The sequence below is a fragment of the Methylobacterium sp. Leaf399 genome (assembly GCF_001424525.1).
Taxonomy (GTDB): domain Bacteria; phylum Pseudomonadota; class Alphaproteobacteria; order Rhizobiales; family Beijerinckiaceae; genus Methylobacterium.
On sequence record NZ_LMQK01000001.1, the window covers coordinates 102,067 to 121,764 of the forward strand.

The following is a 19,698-nucleotide window of genomic DNA, read 5'->3' on the forward strand; positions in this document are numbered from 1 at the left end:
TGGGTCAACCCTATGGCGACCGCCGGGGGGCGCGACGCCGTCAGCCGCCCGTTTCCCCGGGCGCCCTGACGGCGACCGAGCGCAGGATCCGTCCGAGCTGGTCGGCGGAATAGGGCTTGTGCAGCAGCACGACGTCCTGCGCGCCCTCCTGGGCCAGCACGTGGCTGTAGCCAGAGGCCAGCACCACCGGCAGGCCGGGCAGGCGCTCGGCCAGGAGCCGGGCCAGGGCGATGCCGCCCATGCCCGGCATCACCACGTCCGAGAACACGGCGTCGAAGCCGGCCCCGTCGGTGCCGAGGATGTCGAGGGCGGCCTCGGCATGGGCGGCCAGGATCGTCCGGTAGCCGAGGTCTTCGAGCACCTGCGTCGCGAACCGGCCGACCTCGACGTTGTCCTCGACCACCAGGATGCGCCGACCGGCACCCCCCATCGGGGACGCCTCCTCGATCGGGGCGGCGAGCGCGGCCGGCGAAGCGGAGGCGACTTCGGGCAGGTAGAGCGTGAAGGTCGTCCCCGCCCCCGGCACGCTCTCCACCGCGATGTCGCCGCCCGATTGCCGGGTGAAGCCGAACACCTGCGACAGGCCGAGGCCGGTGCCCTTCCCGACCTCCTTCGTCGTGAAGAACGGCTCGAAGATCCGGCAGATCCGGTCCTCCGGGATGCCGCTGCCGGTGTCGGTCAGCGACACCGCCGCGAACGGGCCCTTCCCCGCGGCCGGGCTGCGCACCGAGGGGATGTCCCCCTGGCTGGACAGGCGGATGACGAGGGTACCGATGCCGTCCATGGCATCGCGGGCATTCACCGTCATGTTGACGAGGGCGGTCTCGAACTGGTTGAGGTCGGCCTCGACGAAGCAGGGCCGTTCCGGCGTCTCGATCGTCAGGCGGATGCGGGCGCCGATGAGGGTATCGAGCATCTCGGCGACGCTGCGCAGGCGCTCTCCGACCTCGAACACCTGCGGCTTGAGGGTCTGGCGTCGCGCGAAGGCCAGGAGCTGGCCGGTGAGCTTGGCGGCCCTGTCCACCGTGTCGGAGACGGCGTCGAGGTAGCGCGCCCTGCGGTCCTCCGGCAGGGACGGACGCCGCAGCAGGTCCACCGAGGACCGGATGATCGTCAGGAGGTTGTTGAAGTCGTGCGCGACGCCGCCGGTGAGCTGGCCGACCGCCTCCAGCTTCTGCGACTGACGGAGCTGGTCTTCGAGGCGCTGGCGGCTCGCCTCGGCCTCCAGCTCGGCGGTGACGTCGCGGCCGACCGCGTTGAAGCGATCGCGGCCCGGCTCGGGGACCAGCGACCAGGCGATGCTGCGCCAGGAGCCGTCGGCGTGGCGCAGGCGGTTGACGTAGCGGACCGGCTGCCGGTCCTTTTCCAGGTGCGCCAGGCAGCCGGCGACGGCAGCGACGTCGTCGGGATGGACGAGCTGCATGTAGGGGGTCGTGACGAGGATTTCGGCGTCGTGGCCGAAGGTCCGCACCCAGGACGGGCTCACCCTGAGGATGCGCCCCTCGAAGTCGGCATAGGCGAGGAGGTCCTCGCTGCTCTCCCACAGGTGGTCGCGCTCGGCGGTGCGCTCCTCCACCCGCCGCTCCAGGCTCTCGTTGAGGCTGCGGACTTCGGCCAGAGCGGTCTCGAGCCGCCTCTGGCTCTCGGCCAGGGCGGCATCGGCCAGGACGCGGCCCGTGGTCTCGTTGGTGAAGATGAACAGGCCCGCCACGGCGCCGTCGGCATCGAGCACCCGCGAGTAGGAGAACGTCCACCACGTCTCCTTGGCGCCGCGGTCGGTGTCGAGGGTCCAGGGCAGGTCGACGAAGCGGCGGCTGCGGCCCGCCATCGCCTCGGCGATGATCGGCTTGGCCTGCCCCCAGCCGTCGGCCCAGACCTCGGCGAAGGTCGATCCCATCGCCCAGGACAGCCGCGGCCCGAGCAGCGGGAAGTAGGTCTCGTTGAAGAAGAAGTGCAGGTCCTCGCCCCAGCACAGGATCATTGATTCCGGCGAGTTCAGGACCAGCGACAGCGCCACCTGCAGGGCTTCGGGCCACGCGTGCGGGGCACCGAGGGGATGGCCCGACCAGTCGCGGGCGCGGATCATCTGCGCGGCCCTGCCGCCGCCCGCCAGGAACCCCGGCTCGTCGGTCATGCGGCCACCGCGCGGCACGAGCGGAACCGCGGGCGATCGGACGGCCGGTGCGGTTCGCGGTGCTCCATCGGATACGATCTACAGGAGACACGCGCCACATGCGACGGCATTGGTCCTGCGGTCGCGGGCCGACCGCCGGGGCGGGACGCTCTTCGGGTGGGTCACAACCGAATCTCAAGCATTCGCGGTCCATCGATCGGCAGACCCGTCGCGCCCTCGGCAGCGACCGCCCTGACCAGAAAGACGTGCGGTGATGACGCCGAAGTCCCTCCGCCTCGCGTTTCGGGCGTCGACGTCGGGGGGCACGCTCGTCCTGTTCGCCCTCGCCCTGCCGGTGCTGATGGGGATCGGAGGGGTCGCCGTGGACTACGGCACGTGGGTCAAGCAGCGCTCGCAGCTGCAGGCCGCCGCCGATGCGGCGGCGATGGCGGCCGCCCGCGAGCTCGCGGTGAACGCCTTCGAGCCGCTGCGGATGCAGGCCGTGGCGGAGAGCTGGGCGAAGAAGGCGTTTCCGGCCGACGGCGCCGAGATCGGCCTTGCCACCACCGTCTCGTCGCTGGACGACGGGCGCAGCGTCCAGGTCCGGCTGACATCGGAGCGCCAGCAGACCCTGTCGGGCATGCTGGCGATCGTTCCGGGCACGATCGAGGCCTCCTCGGTGGCGACCCTGCGCGGCCAGCGCAAGGTGTGCGTGATCGCCCTCGACCCGGCCAGCAGCGCCACCATCCACCTCAAGTCGAACGCCTGGCTCACGGCCAAGGGTTGCGACGTCCACTCGAACGCCGTCAGCAGCAGCGGCATCGCCTCGGACAGCGGCATCCAGGTGACGGCGGCGCGGGTATGCTCCGGCGGCGGCTTCTCGGGCCAGGGGACGTTCTACGGGTCGCGCATCGGCGATTGCCGCGGCATCGACGACCCCCTCGCCGACCGGCTGGCGCCCTCCCCTTCCGCCGGATGCACCGCGACCAAGGCGTCGGTCGTCGACAAGGGCACCGCCGGGGGGCGCCACCTGCTCCAGCCCGGCACCTATTGCGGAGGGCTCTTCATCGGCGGCAACTCCTACGTGAGCCTCGCGCCGGGGGAGTACGTGATCAAGGACGGCCCCTTCGTGGTCGATTCGAACGCCGACGTGCGCGGCGACGGGGTCGGGTTCTACCTCACGGGGACGGGCAGCACCTTCCAGTTCCTCAGCAACGCCCGCGTCGACTTCAACGCGCCGCGCTCCGGGGCCATGGCCGGGCTGCTGTTCTTCGAGGACCGCGCCGCTCCGCTGCTGCGCAACCACGAGATCAAGACCAACTATGCCTCGAACATGACCGGGACGGTCTACCTGTCGCGCGGGCGGTTCGTGGTGGACGCCACCAACGACGTCGCCCAGCAATCCGCCTTCACGGTCATCGTCACGCGGCAGATGCTGCTGACCGCCAACCCGAAGCTGACGATCAACACCAATTACGGCGCCACCACGGTGCCGGTGCCCAAGGGTCTCGGACAGACCGACGGGGACGTGCACCTGATCCGTTAAGCCCAATCGCGATCCGCCGTGCGAAGACCGGTCATACCATTTCCGGGCGATCACTTCGTGATGCGGACATGGGCTTCGCTCAGGCGCCGCGCGGGCTCGGTGATTCGGTTTCCGCTTGATTTAAGCGGAAACCGAATCACGGGCCGCGACCATGCGAGGTCGACGAAAGGTTTGAACAAGGACCGCGTGCTATCGCTCGAGACGGCGACAAGACGTCCCGACGATCGCACAGCATCGCGCACGATGGTCCGGACGGGACAGGGACGGTTTCTCGTGGATGCGCGGCATGCTCCGCTGGACGACACGGAGACGGCTCCGGCATCCGGCCTGACCATCAGCCCCCCTCGGCGGATTCCCGGCCGATGACGACCGCCGGTTCCGCGGTCGCGAGGACGGGCGCCGCCCTGAGGCGATGCGCGACGCGAGGACGCTCGATCGGCTCGGACCGCACAGGAGCGGCGGCGGTCGAATTCGCGATGATCGCGCTGCCGATGCTGATGACCTTCCTCGTGATCCTGGAAGTGGCCCTGATGTACTGGATGGGGCACGCCATGGACAACGCCACCGAGATCGCCGCCCGCAAGATCTCCAGCGACACGCTCGTGGCCGCCCCCAGCGGCCAGACGCCGTCGACGTCCGCCCTGCGCACCGAGATCTGCGGGCAGATCGGCGCCCTGTTCAACTGCGATTCGATCCGGATCCACCTGCGGACGTTCGACACGCTCTCCACCGCCTCCGTCGCCCTGCCGATCGACCCGGCGACCCGCGCCTGGAGCGAGGGCTTCGGGACCACCTCCGACTGTCCGCGCGACGGCGCCATCGCCGTGCTTCAGGTCGCCGCGGAGTTCGTCGGACTGTCAGGGTTGAGCCTGGGCCACGAGGAACTCGCCAACGGCAACCGCGTCCTCCAGGCGGCCTACACCTTCCGCATCCAGGACGGCCTCGGCCTTCCCGCCCAATGCGCGGCCCCGGGAACGACGCCCGCGCCATGACGGTCCGGGGGCCGCGTGCCGGGGATCGGCCGGGCGCACGCTCCCTCGCGGGTCGGTTCCGCGCGGCCGAGGACGGGATCGCGGCGGTCGAATTCGCGATGTTCGCGCCGATCCTCATTCTGATGATCGTCGGATGCGCCGAGCTCTCGCATTTCGCCAACAATGCCCGCAAGGTCGGTTTCCTGGCCCGCGCAATCGGCGAGATCGCAAGCCACGGCGAGACCCTCGACGCGGCGGCCGCCGCCAAGCTGTTCGGTGCGGCCGGCCTCATCCTGCCGCCGTTCGACGGGACGACCGCCAAGGTCAGGCTGAGCACGATCGGGGCCGCCGCCAAGGACGGCGCCGTCACCGCCAAGGTCTGCTCGACGGCCGCCACCGCCAATGCCGCCCCGCGCGCCGTCGGCGAGGACGTGACCCACCTCTTCTCGAACGAGGAGGCCGGCACCCGCTTCCTCTACGTCGAAGTCGAGATGCCCTATCGCATCCTCTTCGCCAGCGGGATCCTGAGCCCGGACCACGGCAGCGACAGCCTCACGATCCGCAAGACCCTGAAGTGGCCGGTCCGCAAGGGCGTCCGCAAGAACAGCCGCTACCCGGAAGTCGTGCTGCCCATCGGCGGCGCCTGCACGGCCTGATCGCCCGGATGACCGGCGCCAGTTGCGGGATCGCCCCGATCGGGTCGCGGCAGGACGACCTAACCGTTATGAGCGCGGGAGAAACCGGTGCAAGCTGGCGGCGCAAGTCGCCGAACGGGACGGGTCGCCGCCGTGCGATCGGGTCTCCTGGAGGATCGTCGCGATGCCGGAGCGTACTCTCGATGATCGGCAGGCACCGGTCGGCGTGGGCGGAGCCCGCCCGTCCGTTCGCACCACCCGCGTGACCGGCGCGGCGGCGACCGGGGCAGCCGCGACCGGTGCCGAGGCGACCGGCGCCCTGGCCTTGGGCGCGATCGCGATCGGTGCCCTGGCCCTGGGGGCGGTCGCCGTCGGCGCCTTCTCCATCGGCCGCCTGTCCGTCCGGCGGGTCTCGATCCGCGAGGCGCACATCCGCCGCCTGCGGGTCGACGAGCTGACCATCGGGACGGTGACGGACCTGCGCGCGGATCCGACGGACCGATAGGCCGGGCTTTTCCGATCGCCCGGCCCTACATACTCGGTCGGCGCGTGCGAGGCGTGCCGAAGAGGAGTGCTAGCATGAACTTCGTGTCGACCACCGTGATGAACGAGGGCAAGGTCGCGAAGCGCGCCGGCAAGCCCGCGGACGCGAACCCCTATCCCGCCGGATCGCAGGAAAGCGCCGACTGGCTCGAGGGCTACACCTTCGACGAGGCCGAGATGAACGTCGACATCGACAGGGACGATGCCTGATGGAGTCGCCGGACGACAACCTCGACCATTTCGCGCTCGGGTATTATGCGCCGGGAAAGGGCCTGGCCCGGGAATCGGTGCCCTACGCCGAAGGCACGCAGGCGCATGCCGATTGGCTGGCGGGTTACGACGCGGCTATCAGGGGCGATCCTGCGCCGGCCGGCACCGGGCGGTCTTGAAGGAGCGACACGCGAATGCCCTGGTACGTCGGCGGATTGCTCGTGGGGGCGCTGGCCCCCCTCGCCCTGTGGTCGCTCGGAATTCGTGAGGCCTTCCAGAGCGGCGTGTACGCCGGGCTCGCCCGTTATGCCGACACGATGGTCGTCAGCGTGCCGGTCGCCCTCCTGGGGGCTTATCTCGTCCACCTCGTGAGCGGATAGGCGCGGCGCCGTCAGCGGCGACACCTCGCCGAAAACGCGGGGCGCCCTAACCCGCCTGCTCCGCGCTCGTCGTGACGGTCAGGCCGTTCTGGTCGGTGATGGCGAAGAAGACCGTCGCCGGATCGCGCGGCAAGCCGGCGATATGCGCCTCGGCCGCGGCCTTGGCATCGCCGACCGTATCGAAGGTGTCTGGCAGCAGGTACATCGGCAAGGCGTCGTCACCGTCCGCGGACGGTGGTTCGGCCAGGGTGATCTCGACCGCGTATGGCATGGACCGACCATGCCATACGCACCGGACCTCACCAAGACCGGATCAGCCGATCGGACGGCGACCCCGTCCTAGACCTTCAGGGGACAGGTGAGCTTGCGCCCTTCGCGACGTCCGAAGGTGCGGTAGTGCAGGGCGCCGGACTCGAGATCCCCACGCTCGACGGCGCGGCGGACGTCCGGATGGCAGCGCAGATACTCGTCTTCGTCGAATCGCGCCCGCGGCGCCCGCTGGTCCCCGCGATCGCGCATGCGATCGTCGTTGTCGTAGCGTCGCGGGCGCCGCGCATCGCGATCCTCGTCGGTCTCGCGATCGCGCTCGGCGTTGCGGTCGATCTCGTCGGTGCGATCGCGGTATCGGCGCCGGTCGTCATCGTCGTCGCCGCGGCGGCGATCGCTACGGTTGCGGTCATCGCCCTCGTCGGTGCCGTAGCCGTAGTCGGGGCCGCCGCGCTGCGCCACGGCCTGATCGATCGCAGCGACGAGGCTCAGCCCGGCGAAGCTCACGCCGACGAGTGCCGAAACCCAAAACGTCTTCATGCCGGCATCCTCGTGTCGGCGACGTCAAACGTTTGCGGAGGCCGATCGTTCGACCTCCGGCGGTGATCCGCTCGGACGGCCTCAGCCACAGGTCCGGCGGTAGCGCCGGCAATTACCCTGACCCTCTTCGGCATAAAGATCCTTGTTCTCGCAGCGGTCGCGAAGCTCGCGGCACATGCGGCGGAAGCGGCGATCGTCCCGTTCGTCGCGGTAGCCGCGCCCGTCGTCGACCTCGACGCCGCCGGGACCGATCCGGAACCCCTGCGCGAAGCTCGGCGCGTCCTGCAGCATCAGGGCCCCCAGGGCAGCCGTCACCACGAGTATCTTGCGCATTGAAACCTCCACGCGTCCGGATGTTCGAACGGCATGACAAACGCGCATGCGTCGAAATGGTTCGCGCTCGGGGGTTGCAAATGGTGGGCGAGGTCGGGAGGTCACATGCGGCCGGGGCCGCTCAGCCGGGCACGTCGACGGCGGCGATGGGGCAAAGAGGGCTTCGCCGCCGGTGGCCACCGACCCATGGCGACGCGCCAACTCATTGACGATACGCCGGAATGCCTGGCGACCCCGGTTGGGCTCGAACCAACGACCTGCCGCTTAGAAGGCGGCTGCTCTATCCAGCTGAGCTACGGAGTCGGGGGCGTCGCGCGCCCCAGAAGCCACGGCTCCCGCCGTGGGTCAAGCGTTTCGCCCGTCAGGCGCTTTCCGCCCCGGGACGGGGGCCGGACGGGCGGTGCGGGGCTCTTCCCGTGTCGTCGACCGGGGTGGCCCGTCCCTGGAGGCGCAGGCCGGCGATCGCCACCAGCATCATGAACCACAGGACGCTTCCGGAGCTGAAGAAGATGCTCTCCACGCAGGCGGTGAACAGCGCATAGAGCCAGATGTCGACGTAGAGCTTGTTCAGCGGCGTATACCGCGTGGCGTGCGTGCGCGCGAGGCCGCGGAGCGGGACCCCGATCACGAACAGCAACGTCAGGATCAGCCCCGGAATGCCGGTGGTGATCGCACTGTCGAGATAGGCGTTGTGGCCGTTGAAGGCGGCCGCGGCCCAGTCCTGGCCGCTGCCGGCGCGGTAGACCATGTCGCCGGTCTGCCAGAACAGCTGGAAGCCGTGTCCGAACACCGGTTTCTGCGCCACCGCATCGACGCCGATCCTCCAGATGTCGCTGCGGTTGGTGAAGGTCGGGTCGATGCCGATGGCGGCGACCAGGTCGCGGATCACGGGTACCGTCGTGGAACCGAGGGTGAGGGTGTTGATGGCCACCACGCCCCCGACCACGATCGGGATGCGCAGGAGCCGCCAGCGTTCGAACATCCACGACAGGATAAGGATGGCGGGCAGCGCGGCGGTGGCGGTCTTGCCGCCGGCGTGGAGGAGGAACACCACGGCAAAGACGAAGACCGTCGCCCCCAGGAGCCTCAGGCCCTTCCGGAAGGCATAGAGACCGACGAAGCTGATCACGACCATCACCGTCGAGGCCGCGTTCTTATGCGGGAAATGGCCCCGCCACAGCCCGGCGTTCATCGGCTCGCGCAGCTCGGAGAACTGGTGGATCGACAGGTTCGGCAGGAACAGCACGCCGAAGAAGGCGATGGCGAGGGTCGCCGCGACGCAGAGCGCGAGGATGCGGGCGAACTGCGCCTCCGAGCGGGGCAGGAACACGATGATGCTGGCGTTGACGCAGGTCAGGATCGCCAGGACGGTCCTCTTGATCGCCAGATCGGGATGGTCCGAGATGGCCGAGGCCATCAGGAACCAGATCGCGAGCGCCACGAGGAGCGTGCGGGGCTGGCCGATCTCGCCCCGCATCGGCGCGGCCAGGGCGAACAGCCAGAGCCCGGCCGTGAGGGACAGAAACACGATCTGGTTGAGGGTGTTGGACTTGTCGGTGGCCGGATCGACCGCCGCCGCCGCCGTCAGGTCGACGAAGGGGTTCGTCGACACGAAGTAGAACAGCAGCGTCGCCACCAGGAGGCATACGCCGACGAGGTGGCCGCCGGCATGCGCCCCCGTCCGGTCCCGGTGATCGCTAGCCGATAGGGGGATGCTGCCGTCGCTCATGATCGGCTCCTCGTCGCGACCGTCGATCCCCCGCCGCCGGTCGCACGCGCGCGAGAGCCGAGGCAGGCGGGGTCGGGGAGCCGGACGCCACGATTCGCCGGGCGCCCTTACCTCCCGGTTAATCGCCTCCCGGTTAATCGAGCGCCGACCGGCTCGGTGAAACCGACGCCGGCGGCGGATTTCGCGGGACGGGAGCACCCTGGGATCGCCTCGGGAGCAGGCACCGGTCGCCCGTCGCGCCTACCACCGGTGATCCCTCGGTTATCCGGGCTCGATTGCAATCGCGCGTTAAGCGCATCGCCCGGAAACACCCTGACAACGCCGCCCCGAAGGCAGACGGGGGCGGCGCGACGCGGTATGCCGCATCGCACGGAAGACCCGAAGCCAGCCGTGCGAAAAGGGCGTTTGTGGCCATTGCAACCTCCTCGGATGGCCCGCGCCCGCGCAGGTTCGCCGTCACCCTGAGCTACCTGTTCTCGACCAGCACGCTCGTCGTCAGCAACGCGGCGCAGCTCATCACGTTCGCGCTGCTCGCCCGCGGCCTCGGGCTCGAACAGTTCGGCCTCCTGATGTCGGTGATCGCGGTCACGAACGTCGCCGTGCAGATCTGCGGGCTGGGCGCCGACGAGACCCTGGTGCGGCGGGTCGCGGCCGATCCCGGTCTCTACGCGAACGCCCTCGGGCACCACCTCATCCTCCTCTGCGGCACCGGCCTCGTCCTCTGCCTGGTCCTCGGCATCGCGCTGCCGAGCTTCATCACCCTGTCACCGGACCCTCTGACGAACGCCCTGGCGCTGAGCGCGCTGGTGGTGACGAACGTCGTGCTCGTGCGCGTCATCCTCCTCGCCGAGCGCGTCTACATCGCCCGCGGGCAGATGGGCGGCGCCAATGCGATCAACATCGGCTTCGCGCTCGCTCGGACCGCGGCGGCCGGCCTGGCGTGCGGGCTCATCGGGGTCGACCGGGCCGGCGAATGGGCGTTCTGGATGCTCGGTTCGCACGTCCTCATCGCCGGCGCCTGCGTCGTGGCGATGCGCCGGTTCGGCCGGCCGCACTGGGGGATCCTGCGCGGCGAGGTCCGGCAGGGGATCTACTTCACGACGCCGTTCCTGTTTCGCGCCTTTCGCCAGAACATCGATTTCCTGATGCTGAGCATCGTCGCCGGGCCCGAGGCGATCGGCGCCTACAGCGTCGCCCGCCGCATCGTCGACACCAGCATCCTGACCACGGAGGCGTTGCACAGGGTCATGTACCCGCGCCTGGCCAGGGCGGCGGTGGGCGGCTACCACGCCATGAGGCCCCTGATCGCCGGGCTGGCCGCGCTGGCTATCGCCATCGGCGTCGTCACCGCCGTGGCGACCTGGCTCGTCGCCCCGGCGATGCCGTGGCTGTTCGGGGCGCAATTCTCCGCCATGGTCTACGATCTGCGGATCATGTGCTGGACCGTGATCCTGGTGGCGATCCACGATGCCGCAGCCGAGGTTCTGGGTGCCTCGGGAAGGCATGGCATCCGGGCGGCGATCTACAACGTCGGCAACCTCATCGGGGCGGCGGTCTCGGCGGTCCTGACCTACTACCTCCTCCTGCCGGGCGTGTTCCTCAGCCTGTACATCACCGAAATCGGCCTGGCCGTGGCCTTCTGGGTCGCGCTCTTCGTCCTGATGCGGCGCGACCGCGAGCGGGCCGTCGGCGCGAGCGTCCGTCCGGCGGAGCAGGCGCGGTGACGACGACCGCGGCCCCGCCGGCCGGCCGCATCGCGCCGGACCGTCGCGACCGCGCGTTACCCGGACGACGGCCGAGCCGGCGCTCCCCTCGTGTTTCGCAGACCGGCGTCACGTCTGAGTAAGGCAAAGAGCACGAAGCCCGTGTGCAGGCACCATCTGTAAACGACGTCCACGATACAGATCCCGATCAGTAGAAGGCGCGCGATAAATGACGTCGGTCGACATGCATGAAACGTCAGCGGTTCCTGCCCGAGAGACCGCCTCCGCGCAGCGCCGGGACATGACCGTCGCCTCGCTGGTCGTCACGGTCGGCAGGTCGCCGGCCGATTTCGCCGAGTGGCCCCGCACCGACCGGCTGGGCGAGGCGCGGTGCCACGTCTTTCAGTGCGCCGACATCCTCGACATCTGGATCGATACGATCGGCCGGGCGCGGTCGATCAGCGTCCATTGCGTCGGGGTCCATGACGCGGCCGGCCGGCCGGTCATGCTGCTCGCCCTCGGCATCGAGCGGAAACGCGGCGTGCGCGTCCTCGGCTTTCTCGACGGCAGCGTCTCGGACTACTGCCAGCCGGTCCTTTTTCCGCCCAGCGCCGACATCGATCCCGGCATGGCCGGCGAGATCTGGGCGCGGATCCGGACGGCTCTGCCGCCCTTCGACATCGCCGTGCTCGACAAGATGCCGCCCGAAGTCGGCGACCTGCCCAATCCGCTGATCCATCTCGGCGCGGTGCTCATGCCGGAGGCCGGCCACGTCATGAGCCTGCACGGCAGCCGCGCCGAGGTCGAGGGTCGCATTCCGGCCTCGAAGCGCCACAAGCGCTATCAGCGCCAGTTGATGAAGGAGCGGACGGTCTCCTTCTCGGCCGCCGCCACCACCGACATGGCCAACGTCTATTTCGACGCCATGGTGGTCAACAAGACGCGGCGCTTCGCGGAGACGCGGGTGCCCGGCTTCGAACTGCCGGGGAAGCTGGAGTTCTTCCGCGAGGCGACGCGCCGCCTGCCCCAGCTCGCCCCCGTCCACCTCTCGGCCGTGCAGGCGGACGCGGAGATCATCGCGAGCCATTGGGGCCTCGTGATGGGTGACCGCTTCTACTTCCTGATGACCGCCTATGCCGATGGCACCTGGCGCAAGTTTTCGCCGGGCCGCATCCTGAACGACGAACTGATCCTTTGGTGCCATGCCAACGGCTACCGCTGGTTCGACTTCGGGATCGGCAACGAGGACTACAAATACGAGTATTGCGACGTGACGATCCCGCTGTACGAGGCGCGCATTCCGGTCACGTGGCTCGGCCGCCTGTCCCTGCGTGCCGGCGCGTTCCTCGCCTGGCTTCGGACCCTGACGGTCTGGCAGAAGCTGCGGCCCTACAAGTGGGCGCTCATGCGCAGGTTCGCCAAGAAGCCGGACTGACGAACGGGGGTGTGGGGCATCGTCCGTGACGCGCGGTGCCATCGCACGATGGGGCGGCCCCACCCTCCGGAGCGACGGAGGCCGGCGACCGTCGTCGACGTGACGGCCTGACAAACCACGTCCCGTCGATCACGCCGTCATGCGGACGTGGGCTTCGCCCGGGGCGCCGCGCGGGCCGGGTCACACGGTTCCCGCTTTGCTCTCCTCGCCCACGGCGCCCGGGCATGCCCGAGATCTGCCCCCACGCACCCGGACCCACTCGGATGCGGTGAGGAGGTGGCCGGGTGTCCCATCGCGGAGGCCAGCGGAACCGGCCCCACCCCGAACCTTTCTCCGCAGAGGGGACCGGACGCGCTTCACCGAACGGAGCGGGCGCCCGTATCCGGCACGCCTGCCGGCGCGTCGGCGCGATCACGCCGGGAGCGGCGCGGCCTGCAGGGCGTCATCGGAGCTGTGGGCGCTGTCGTCGAGCCGGGCTCGGGCCACCGTGGCGGACTGCGCGCGCCGCCGCCCGGACGTCAGCGCGCTCAAGGGCCCCGAGCGCTCAGGGGCCCGGGCGGGAGAGCGGCGCCCGGCCGGGAGCCCGCGTGCGCGGAGAAGGGGCGTCGCGGACGGTGATGTAGAGTTCGCGGGTGCGCGCGGCGATGACCTCCCAGTCGAAGACGCGGCGGATCCGCTCGCGGCTCTCGGTGCGCTCGGCCTCGTCCGGCAGGCGGTTGCAGGCCCTGACCAGGCCGTTCGTCAGCGCGCCGATGTCCCTGACCGGAAAGTAGCAGGCCTCGGGCAAGCCGACCTCGCGGTTGGGCGGGATGTCGCTGGAGAGGGTCGGCACTCCGTAGGACAGGGCCTCGAGAAGCGCGATGGGCAGCCCCTCGTGGCTCGACGGCAGCACGAACAGGCCGGCATGGGCCAGAAGCTCCTGTAGCGCCGAACCGGTCTGGAAGCCCGTGGTGACGACCCCCTTCGTCCGCTGCGCCCGGTCGAGCACCTGGCGCGAGTAGCTGTCCGCGTGATCGGCGCCGCCCACGAGGGCGAGTTTCCAGCCGGGCAGGTCGGCCCTGGCGAAGGCCTCGATCAGGTCGAGGTGGCGCTTCTCGGGCACGAGGCGGCTCACCATGACGACGTAGCGGCCGCGTTCGAGGCCGAAGCGGTCGAGCGTGCCGGCCTCCGGGGGCACGGGATGGACCGTGACGCCGTTGGGGATCGGCGACACCGCCACCGCGTGGCGGGCGGTGACGACCGAGGCGATGTCGCGCGAGACGGCGATGCGGCCGTGGGCAAAACGCATCCCGGCCCATTCCCCGAAACGGAGCATCGCGCGCGCCAGGCGGCCCCATTTCTCGCGGTCGTAGTCGAAGCCGTGATGGGTGACGACGACCCGCAGACCGAGGCCGCGCGCCAGCGGCACGAGCAGGCTCGGACCGATGGCGTGGATGTGGAGGATGTCGGGCCGGACCCACGCGGCGTAGAGCACGCCGAGGAACGTATGCACGAGCGCCTCGAGGACGGTCATGCGCGGGCACGGCAGCGGCGTGACGCGCACACCGCGCCAGTCGAAGGGACGCCGCGACGGGAGGTAGCGCGCCCGTCCGATCACCTCGACCGCACAGCCCGAGCGCACGAGGCGCTGCGCCAGTTCCTGGACATGCCGTTCGACCCCGCCCTGCAGGTCGGGGATGCCGCGCAGGCCGAGCATCATGATGCGGAGCGGCACGCGGGGCGAGGAAGACGGCCGGCTCGTCATGGCGCTCACGTCGGGCCTCGCGCGATGTCTGCATAGAGGGACAGGATGCGGCTGCGGTAGCGCTCGACCGAGAACTCGTCCTCCACGAGGGCGCGGGCGGCCCGGCTCATGGCTGCGGCAGACTCGGCCGGCATGGCGGCGAGCCGCGTCATCGCCGCCGCGAGGGCATCGGCGTCGCTGGGGGGTACGATCAGGCCGGTGACGTCCTCGCGGACCATCTCCGGGATGCCGCCGATGCGCGTGCCGATGACGGGGCGCCCGAGGGCGTAGGCCTCCATCAGGCTGATCGGTCCGTTCTCGTACCAGGTCGAGGGCAGCACCACGGCCCGGCTCGACCGGATGGCCTCGTGCAGGCCCTCGCCCGTGAGGTAGCCGAGGAAGCGCACGTCGCCCCCGGTCTCGGCGGCGAGGCTGCGCAACTGCGGCTCCATGGCGCCGCTTCCCACCAGCGACACCCGCTGCCCCGCCTTGGCGGCGGCCTTGATGAGCGTGTCGAGACCCTTCTCGGGGCTCAGCCGCCCGACGTAGAGGAACCCCTCCCCCGGCAGATGGCTCGGGGTGAAGTCGTTCACGTCGACGAAGTTCGGGATGTGGACGAAGCGCTCGCGGGGCCAGCCCCATTCGACGAGCTTGTCGATGTAGAACCGGCTCGGCACGACGAAGCGGTCGACGTTGCGATCGTAGATGTCGAGCATCCGATGGATGAGCGTCTCGACCATGACGAGCCCGCTCAGGGCGATGGAATTCTTGACGCAGCGTCGCACGGCGACGTTGTAGATCCTGCCGCCGCGACAGCGTTCGCAGACCTTGCCCTGGCTCAGCATCGTATAGGCCGGGCAGGCGATCTTGAGGTCGTGGAGCGTCATCACCACCGGAATGCCCGCCTGCTTCAGGAGCGGCAGGAAGGAGGGCGAGATGTGATGGTAGATGTTGTGCACATGCGCCACGTCGGGGCGCTGCGCGGCGATGAGGGGGCGCAGCTTCGCCCTGGCCTCGAACGAATAGATCAGCGTCGCGGCCTGGCGCAGGGTGCGCAGCATTCCGTAGCTCTGGCCGAACTCGATCTCGTCCACGAAGGAGGCTTGCGAGTCGGAGGGCAGGTTCTTGGGATGCTTCATCGCGAAGCTGGTGACGTCCCACCCGGTCTCGCGCATCAGCCGGTTGTGTTCGAGGAACACCACCTCGGCGCCGCCGCGGCGATAGTGGTAGTTGTTCACCGACAAGAGGCGCATCGGCTCGGTGCCGGCATGCGCGCGCTGCCGCGCGGGCTCGGTCAGGACCGCGGTCATGAGAGGAATGCCCTTTCCGGCTCGGCGGTCGTCCCCCCGGCGGCACGGCGAACGGCCTCGGCCACGGGAACGATGCGGGCGCCCTGCGTCCCGGCCTCCGCCACCGCGAACCGCAGGAGGTCCGGGTGGCAGCCCCACGGCTCGGGCACCTGCGCGATGCCGTGGCTGAAGAAGATCAGCCAGCCGCGCTCGCGCACGGCGCGGGCGATCCAGGCCCGGATCGCGGCGCGGTCGGCGAAGCCGTCCGCCAGTTCCACGGCGCGCAGGTAGCCGAGGTCGATCCTGCCGGCGTTGACGCCGGGGACACCGGCGCGGCAGGTCGCGAACGATCGCTCCAGCTGCCGCTTGGCGCGCAGCGACGTGGTGTTGAACGGATAGGCGAAGTTGGAAAGCGCCATGTCCGGCGCGAGCCCCGAGAAATGCGCCCGGTTGCGGGCGAGGTCCGCCGCCAGCGCTTCGCGCGATAGGTCCGACACCGCCCGGTGCGTATAGGTGTGGCAGCCGATCTCGTGGCCACGGCGATGCAGGGCGACGACTTGATCGGGCGATGCCAGCGCCGGTCCGGTCCAGCCATCGTGAAGATGGCCCGCGCAGTAGAACGTGCCCCGCGCCCCGGCCTCCTCCAGGATCGGCGCACCGACCGTGCAGGCCGTCTCCAGCACGTCGTCGAAGGTGAACGAGACCAGCGGCTCGGAGAACCGGACGAGCTGCGTGCGCGTCCGCACGAGCCGGGCCGCCGCGCGCCGGAGGCGCAGTCGCAACGGTTCGCCGGCTGGCGTGCCCGGACGGTCGGGCGGGGTTCGGACTCCGCTACGCTCGGACATGGCACGTCGTCCGGGCCGCGCGATCAGGGCGGGCGATCTCCCGCAGGGGGCCGCAAGCGAGCGGCCTGGAGTGGGTGGGGTGCCGTTCGATGGTCGTCGTCATCCGCCTCGCTCCTCTTCTCGCATTCCGCCCGGAATCGTCGGATCGTCGCCCCGCGCGGGCCGAGGCCCGGTGCGGGGACAGGGACAGCGACCGGACGAACCCGTCGCGGACATCGGTGCCTCGGACGGCGGGACGTCTTCCCACCCCGCCCTCGGTCGCTGCAGTTCCCGCGGGCGCTCTACGACCGCCGGATCGACAGGGCGCCGGGCATCCGGTTCGGCCGCAGCGTGATCCCGCTCTTGCGGATGAGGCCCCGCGCGATGGCGATCCCGACCCCGAGGGCCAGTCCCGCCACCAGGCCGACGATGACGAGCAGGAGGGTGCGCGGCGGATACGAACGCCGCTCCGGCACCTGGGCCCGCGAGATCACGCGGATGTTGGCCTCGTCGATCTTCGTCTGCTCCGAGACCTCCTTGGTCCGGTTGAGGAAGGTCTCGTAGACCGAGCGGCTGGCCTGGAGGTCGCGCTCGAGTTCGCGCAGGCGCACGCTGGCATCGTCCTTGGTACTCACGGCGGCCTTCAACGTCTCGTATGTCCGCTGGTTCTCGCGCTCGTCGGCCCGGGCCCGGTCGAGGTCGGTCTTGGCGGCCACCGCGATCCGGCCGAGTTCCTCGTTCAGGGCCCGTCGCACCGTGGCCTCCTGCGCGGTCATCTCGATCACCTCGGGGTGGCGGCGGCCCCGCGTCGCGGAGAGGTCGCTCAGGCGCCGCTGCACCTCGGTGACCTGGCTGCGCAGGTTCATCACGGTGGCGGACTGGAGCGCGTCGGGAATCGCACCGACATCGCCGCTGCCGCGGGCCTGCATGACCTGCTGGTAGCGCGACTGCGCCTGCGTCACCGCGTTGGCCGCGGCCTGGTAGCGGGTGCTCGCGGCGACGAGCTGCTGCTCGGTGACGCTCGAGCCCACGGCCGAGACGATGTTGTTGGCGCGTTTGTAGCGTTCGATCCGCTGCTCGGCCTGCTCCACCGCGCTCTTGAGCTCCGCGATGCGGTCGTTGAGCGAGCCGGCGATCTTGCGGCTGACCTCGTCCCGGGTCTGGGCCGTCTCCGTGACGTAGGCGTCGACGACGGCGTCGGCGAGCCGCACCGCCTTGTCCGGATCGCGACTCGTCGCGCCGATGGTGACCACGTAGGTGCGCTCGTCGCGCTTGGCGCTGACGACCTTGTCGAGCGCGCGGAGCGCCGTGAGCGCGGGTGCGGGCTGGCGCTGCGGCTCGGCGGCGCCGAACAGGCCGCGCACGGAGGTCGCGATCCCCGACAGGAGGCCGGGCGACCCCTTCGGGACGAACTCGTCGTCGCGGTCGAGCCGTTCCGCTCTGACCACCCGGTCGAGCACCGAGGACGAGGTGATGACGCGGATCTCGTTCTCGACCTGGGCGATGAGCGCGTCGCTGTATTGGCTCGCCGTCCGCAGGCTGCGGTCGGTGACGCGCAGGTCGGTGGGATCGATGATGAGTTGCGTGAAGGCCGCGTATTTCGCGGGCGCCAGGACGCCGAAGGCGAGACCGAGCAGAGCGAACACGAGCCCGAAGACGGCGACCTGGATCCGATGGCGCCAGACCATGAAGGCGAGCACCATCGGCGTCAGCGGCGGCAGCGTGACGGTGTAGGGTGCCACGGCCGGCACCGCCGCGCCGCGCGTCCGTGCCGGACCCCGCGCCGGCGGCATGTCCCGCGAGGGCTCCGAATACTTATACATCGGCATCGTCCGAGGACGTGAGAACCGCATGGCGACGCCCACCGTCCGATGAGGGCGACGCGAGGCCGCGGACGCCGCCGATCTGCGTGCGGAGCGCATCGCCGTGCCGTTCCGGGCCGGCCGTCGTGTGGCCGGCCATCGTCAGGCACAGGATGCAGGCACCCAGGGCCGACGCCGTTGCACGTGAAACATCGCTCCTGCCGGACCTCGCCCCTTGCGCGGGCGGGGCTGTCCGCGCCATGGCGGGCTCGCCGGACGGCAGCTCTCCGGAGACGATCTTGCCCGGCACGAAGAGGGCGTCGATCGGCAGGTCCGGCGCGACCCTGGGCCGGAGGAAGCCGCGCGCCATGCCGAAGGCGTGCGCGTTCCAGGCGACGAAGGCATAGAGGCCGAGGGCGAGCGAGCGGTAGCGCAGGCTCATCCCCGCCACCGGCACCAGGACGAGCGCACCGAGGGCCGCGAGTGCCAGGGCGGCCGGCAATGCGATCACCGCCAGGAGCCCGAGCGCCCAGCCGAAGTAGACCGCCAGCCACAGCCGGATTTCCGGCAGGTCGCGCAACGTGGTGCGGAGGTGCGGCTTGCCCAGGGCGCCGCGCAGGAGTTCGCCGATCCCGTCGAGGTAGCGGCTCGTGATCCGGCGCATCAGCAGCGGGTATCCGCCGATGGTATGGCCGTAATGATCCACGAAGGGTGTGGCGAGGCGATGCAGCGACCAGCCCGCCGTGCGCAGGCGGACGGCGAGATCGAACTCCTCGTAGCCGTGCAGGTTGCGATCGCTGAAGTAGCCCACCGACGCGATGGCACTGCGCCGGTACAGGCCGCCGCCGTTGAGCCGGTCGACCGGGCCCGGTCGCAGGTCCGGCGCGCCGCGGCGGGCACGACGGTCGAACTCGAGGTTGACGACGTTGACGTCGCGCACCGTTCCGCCGACGCCGGCGACGGCGGGATGCTCGCGCAGGAACGCGAGGGCCGCCACCAAGAACCCCGGGGCGAGCGCCATGTCGCCGTCGATCAGGCACACCATGTCGCCGCGCGCGTGCTGGTAGCCGAGCTGGGGACCGATGCCGCAGCTACGCGGCACAGCATCCGACAGGCGCGCGACGGCAATGCCGCGCGCCGTCGCGATCGCGACGGTCCTATCCGCGGAGCGGCTGTCGGCGAGGATCACCTCCCCGTCCGTGACCCCCGCGGCGGCCAGCGCCGCCATCGCGCTGTCGATGGCGCGGGCGATGCAGCGCTCCTCGTTGAGAGCCTTGATGACGATGGTGACGGACGGAGCGTTACCGGATGTCGGACCGGGCTCCTGAATGTCGTCGTTCCTGTCGGAGCTCATCATCACATCGGTCCTGCCTAGTGCAACTCTTGCCATCCCAACGGCCTTACGCAAAGCCCAGGATCGAGACGAGGTAAATTTATGCGATATTTCGACCGATCATTGTCGTTACTTTGCCGAGTTAAACTGTCGTTAATCAGCGTTCACGGGTTAATTTTGTCCATGACTGCCGTGAACGCTCCGTCGTGAGGGTTCGTTTCTCTAAAATGCGAGACATGATTACCGAGATCCACCGGTCACGGGCCATGGCAACCGGGGTCGCAGGACGGCCGGGCGTGACGGCCGGCTTGCGACTCGCCCG

19 protein-coding genes and 1 tRNA gene are annotated in these 19,698 nt (G+C 70.1%); 9 read left to right on the forward strand and 11 right to left on the reverse strand.

What is annotated here, in order from left to right; translation table 11 throughout:
- Positions 1–40 precede the first annotated feature (40 nt).
- Positions 41–2,134 carry an ATP-binding protein gene (locus tag ASG40_RS00505; protein ID WP_055881003.1) on the reverse strand — a complete coding sequence of 698 codons (2,094 nt, stop codon included), beginning with the start codon at positions 2,132–2,134 and terminating at the stop codon, positions 41–43.
- A 253-nt stretch (positions 2,135–2,387) separates the two neighbouring features.
- Here ASG40_RS00505 and ASG40_RS00510 point away from each other — a divergent pair, with 253 nt between their 5' ends.
- The 7 genes from ASG40_RS00510 to ASG40_RS00535 all read left to right on the forward strand — a co-directional run bounded on the left by ASG40_RS00510 (position 2,388) and on the right by ASG40_RS00535 (position 6,398).
- On the forward strand, positions 2,388–3,659 hold the full coding sequence (locus ASG40_RS00510) for a TadE/TadG family type IV pilus assembly protein (protein ID WP_055878830.1): 1,272 nt from the start codon (positions 2,388–2,390) through the stop codon (positions 3,657–3,659).
- 362 nt (positions 3,660–4,021) lie between these two features.
- Positions 4,022–4,651, forward strand: a complete 630-nt coding sequence (locus ASG40_RS00515; protein WP_056409960.1) for a TadE/TadG family type IV pilus assembly protein — start codon at positions 4,022–4,024, stop codon at positions 4,649–4,651.
- Positions 4,648–5,286, forward strand: coding sequence for a TadE/TadG family type IV pilus assembly protein (locus ASG40_RS00520; protein WP_162240564.1), 639 nt, complete (start codon positions 4,648–4,650; stop codon positions 5,284–5,286). The genes ASG40_RS00515 and ASG40_RS00520 overlap by 4 nt, the downstream gene beginning before the upstream one ends.
- A 163-nt stretch (positions 5,287–5,449) precedes the next feature.
- Complete coding sequence (locus ASG40_RS21560) at positions 5,450–5,770, forward strand: hypothetical protein (RefSeq protein WP_200944170.1); 321 nt, start codon at positions 5,450–5,452, stop codon at positions 5,768–5,770.
- Positions 5,771–5,844: 74 nt separating this feature from the next.
- Positions 5,845–6,018, forward strand: a complete 174-nt coding sequence (locus tag ASG40_RS21565; protein WP_200944172.1) for a hypothetical protein — start codon at positions 5,845–5,847, stop codon at positions 6,016–6,018.
- Complete coding sequence (locus tag ASG40_RS00530) at positions 6,018–6,197, forward strand: ribosome modulation factor (protein ID WP_244480492.1); 180 nt, start codon at positions 6,018–6,020, stop codon at positions 6,195–6,197. The genes ASG40_RS21565 and ASG40_RS00530 overlap by 1 nt, the downstream gene beginning before the upstream one ends.
- A gap of 15 nt (positions 6,198–6,212) precedes the next feature.
- Positions 6,213–6,398 (forward strand): hypothetical protein, encoded by a 186-nt coding sequence (locus ASG40_RS00535; protein WP_055878843.1) that lies wholly within the window; start codon positions 6,213–6,215, stop codon positions 6,396–6,398.
- 46 nt (positions 6,399–6,444) lie between these two features.
- Here ASG40_RS00535 and ASG40_RS00540 read toward each other — a convergent pair whose 3' ends face one another.
- The 5 genes from ASG40_RS00540 to ASG40_RS00560 all read right to left on the reverse strand — a co-directional run bounded on the left by ASG40_RS00540 (position 6,445) and on the right by ASG40_RS00560 (position 9,267).
- Entirely contained in the window at positions 6,445–6,669 is a 225-nt protein-coding gene (locus ASG40_RS00540) for a hypothetical protein (RefSeq protein ID WP_055878847.1), read from the reverse strand.
- Positions 6,670–6,737: 68 nt separating this feature from the next.
- Positions 6,738–7,205 (reverse strand): hypothetical protein, encoded by a 468-nt coding sequence (locus tag ASG40_RS00545; RefSeq protein WP_055878852.1) that lies wholly within the window; start codon positions 7,203–7,205, stop codon positions 6,738–6,740.
- An 81-nt stretch (positions 7,206–7,286) separates the two neighbouring features.
- Positions 7,287–7,538, reverse strand: a complete 252-nt coding sequence (locus tag ASG40_RS00550; RefSeq protein ID WP_055878855.1) for a hypothetical protein — start codon at positions 7,536–7,538, stop codon at positions 7,287–7,289.
- Between the two features lie 226 nt (positions 7,539–7,764).
- A tRNA-Arg gene (locus tag ASG40_RS00555) sits at positions 7,765–7,841 on the reverse strand.
- Positions 7,842–7,899: 58 nt separating this feature from the next.
- Positions 7,900–9,267: an O-antigen ligase family protein gene (locus ASG40_RS00560; RefSeq protein ID WP_055878860.1), complete on the reverse strand. Its 1,368-nt coding sequence runs from the start codon at positions 9,265–9,267 to the stop codon at positions 7,900–7,902.
- A gap of 407 nt (positions 9,268–9,674) precedes the next feature.
- Here ASG40_RS00560 and ASG40_RS00565 point away from each other — a divergent pair, with 407 nt between their 5' ends.
- Positions 9,675–10,991, forward strand: a complete 1,317-nt coding sequence (locus ASG40_RS00565; protein WP_055878863.1) for a lipopolysaccharide biosynthesis protein — start codon at positions 9,675–9,677, stop codon at positions 10,989–10,991.
- A gap of 280 nt (positions 10,992–11,271) precedes the next feature.
- On the forward strand, positions 11,272–12,405 hold the full coding sequence (locus tag ASG40_RS00570; protein ID WP_055878868.1) for a GNAT family N-acetyltransferase: 1,134 nt from the start codon (positions 11,272–11,274) through the stop codon (positions 12,403–12,405).
- Positions 12,406–12,949: 544 nt separating this feature from the next.
- On the opposite strand, the gene ASG40_RS00575 is transcribed toward ASG40_RS00570, so the two are convergent.
- The 5 genes from ASG40_RS00575 to ASG40_RS00595 all read right to left on the reverse strand — a co-directional run bounded on the left by ASG40_RS00575 (position 12,950) and on the right by ASG40_RS00595 (position 19,400).
- Positions 12,950–14,149: a glycosyltransferase family 4 protein gene (locus ASG40_RS00575; protein WP_055878872.1), complete on the reverse strand. Its 1,200-nt coding sequence runs from the start codon at positions 14,147–14,149 to the stop codon at positions 12,950–12,952.
- 5 nt (positions 14,150–14,154) lie between these two features.
- Positions 14,155–15,438, reverse strand: a complete 1,284-nt coding sequence (locus ASG40_RS00580; RefSeq protein WP_244480493.1) for a glycosyltransferase — start codon at positions 15,436–15,438, stop codon at positions 14,155–14,157.
- A complete protein-coding gene (locus tag ASG40_RS00585) occupies positions 15,435–16,262 on the reverse strand; it encodes a polysaccharide deacetylase family protein (protein WP_082523832.1) in 828 nt (275 codons plus the stop codon). Before ASG40_RS00585 ends, ASG40_RS00580 begins: the two co-directional genes overlap by 4 nt.
- A 281-nt stretch (positions 16,263–16,543) precedes the next feature.
- Complete coding sequence (locus ASG40_RS00590) at positions 16,544–18,064, reverse strand: GumC family protein (RefSeq protein ID WP_162243283.1); 1,521 nt, start codon at positions 18,062–18,064, stop codon at positions 16,544–16,546.
- Positions 18,057–19,400 carry a glycosyltransferase family 2 protein gene (locus ASG40_RS00595; RefSeq protein WP_338011755.1) on the reverse strand — a complete coding sequence of 448 codons (1,344 nt, stop codon included), beginning with the start codon at positions 19,398–19,400 and terminating at the stop codon, positions 18,057–18,059. The genes ASG40_RS00590 and ASG40_RS00595 overlap by 8 nt, the downstream gene beginning before the upstream one ends.
- Positions 19,401–19,698 lie beyond the last annotated feature (298 nt).

Coding starts and splice junctions, on each gene's coding strand:
- ASG40_RS00505 (WP_055881003.1), bottom strand. CDS start 2,134: ATGACCGACGAGCCGGGGTTCCTGGCGGGCGGCGGCAGGGCCGCGCAG.
- ASG40_RS00510 (WP_055878830.1), top strand. CDS start 2,388: ATGACGCCGAAGTCCCTCCGCCTCGCGTTTCGGGCGTCGACGTCGGGG.
- ASG40_RS00515 (WP_056409960.1), top strand. CDS start 4,022: ATGACGACCGCCGGTTCCGCGGTCGCGAGGACGGGCGCCGCCCTGAGG.
- ASG40_RS00520 (WP_162240564.1), top strand. CDS start 4,648: ATGACGGTCCGGGGGCCGCGTGCCGGGGATCGGCCGGGCGCACGCTCC.
- ASG40_RS21560 (WP_200944170.1), top strand. CDS start 5,450: ATGCCGGAGCGTACTCTCGATGATCGGCAGGCACCGGTCGGCGTGGGC.
- ASG40_RS21565 (WP_200944172.1), top strand. CDS start 5,845: ATGAACTTCGTGTCGACCACCGTGATGAACGAGGGCAAGGTCGCGAAG.
- ASG40_RS00530 (WP_244480492.1), top strand. CDS start 6,018: ATGGAGTCGCCGGACGACAACCTCGACCATTTCGCGCTCGGGTATTAT.
- ASG40_RS00535 (WP_055878843.1), top strand. CDS start 6,213: ATGCCCTGGTACGTCGGCGGATTGCTCGTGGGGGCGCTGGCCCCCCTC.
- ASG40_RS00540 (WP_055878847.1), bottom strand. CDS start 6,669: ATGCCATACGCGGTCGAGATCACCCTGGCCGAACCACCGTCCGCGGAC.
- ASG40_RS00545 (WP_055878852.1), bottom strand. CDS start 7,205: ATGAAGACGTTTTGGGTTTCGGCACTCGTCGGCGTGAGCTTCGCCGGG.
- ASG40_RS00550 (WP_055878855.1), bottom strand. CDS start 7,538: ATGCGCAAGATACTCGTGGTGACGGCTGCCCTGGGGGCCCTGATGCTG.
- ASG40_RS00560 (WP_055878860.1), bottom strand. CDS start 9,267: ATGAGCGACGGCAGCATCCCCCTATCGGCTAGCGATCACCGGGACCGG.
- ASG40_RS00570 (WP_055878868.1), top strand. CDS start 11,272: ATGACCGTCGCCTCGCTGGTCGTCACGGTCGGCAGGTCGCCGGCCGAT.
- ASG40_RS00575 (WP_055878872.1), bottom strand. CDS start 14,149: ATGACGAGCCGGCCGTCTTCCTCGCCCCGCGTGCCGCTCCGCATCATG.
- ASG40_RS00580 (WP_244480493.1), bottom strand. CDS start 15,438: ATGACCGCGGTCCTGACCGAGCCCGCGCGGCAGCGCGCGCATGCCGGC.
- ASG40_RS00585 (WP_082523832.1), bottom strand. CDS start 16,262: ATGTCCGAGCGTAGCGGAGTCCGAACCCCGCCCGACCGTCCGGGCACG.
- ASG40_RS00590 (WP_162243283.1), bottom strand. CDS start 18,064: ATGTATAAGTATTCGGAGCCCTCGCGGGACATGCCGCCGGCGCGGGGT.
- ASG40_RS00595 (WP_338011755.1), bottom strand. CDS start 19,400: ATGATGAGCTCCGACAGGAACGACGACATTCAGGAGCCCGGTCCGACA.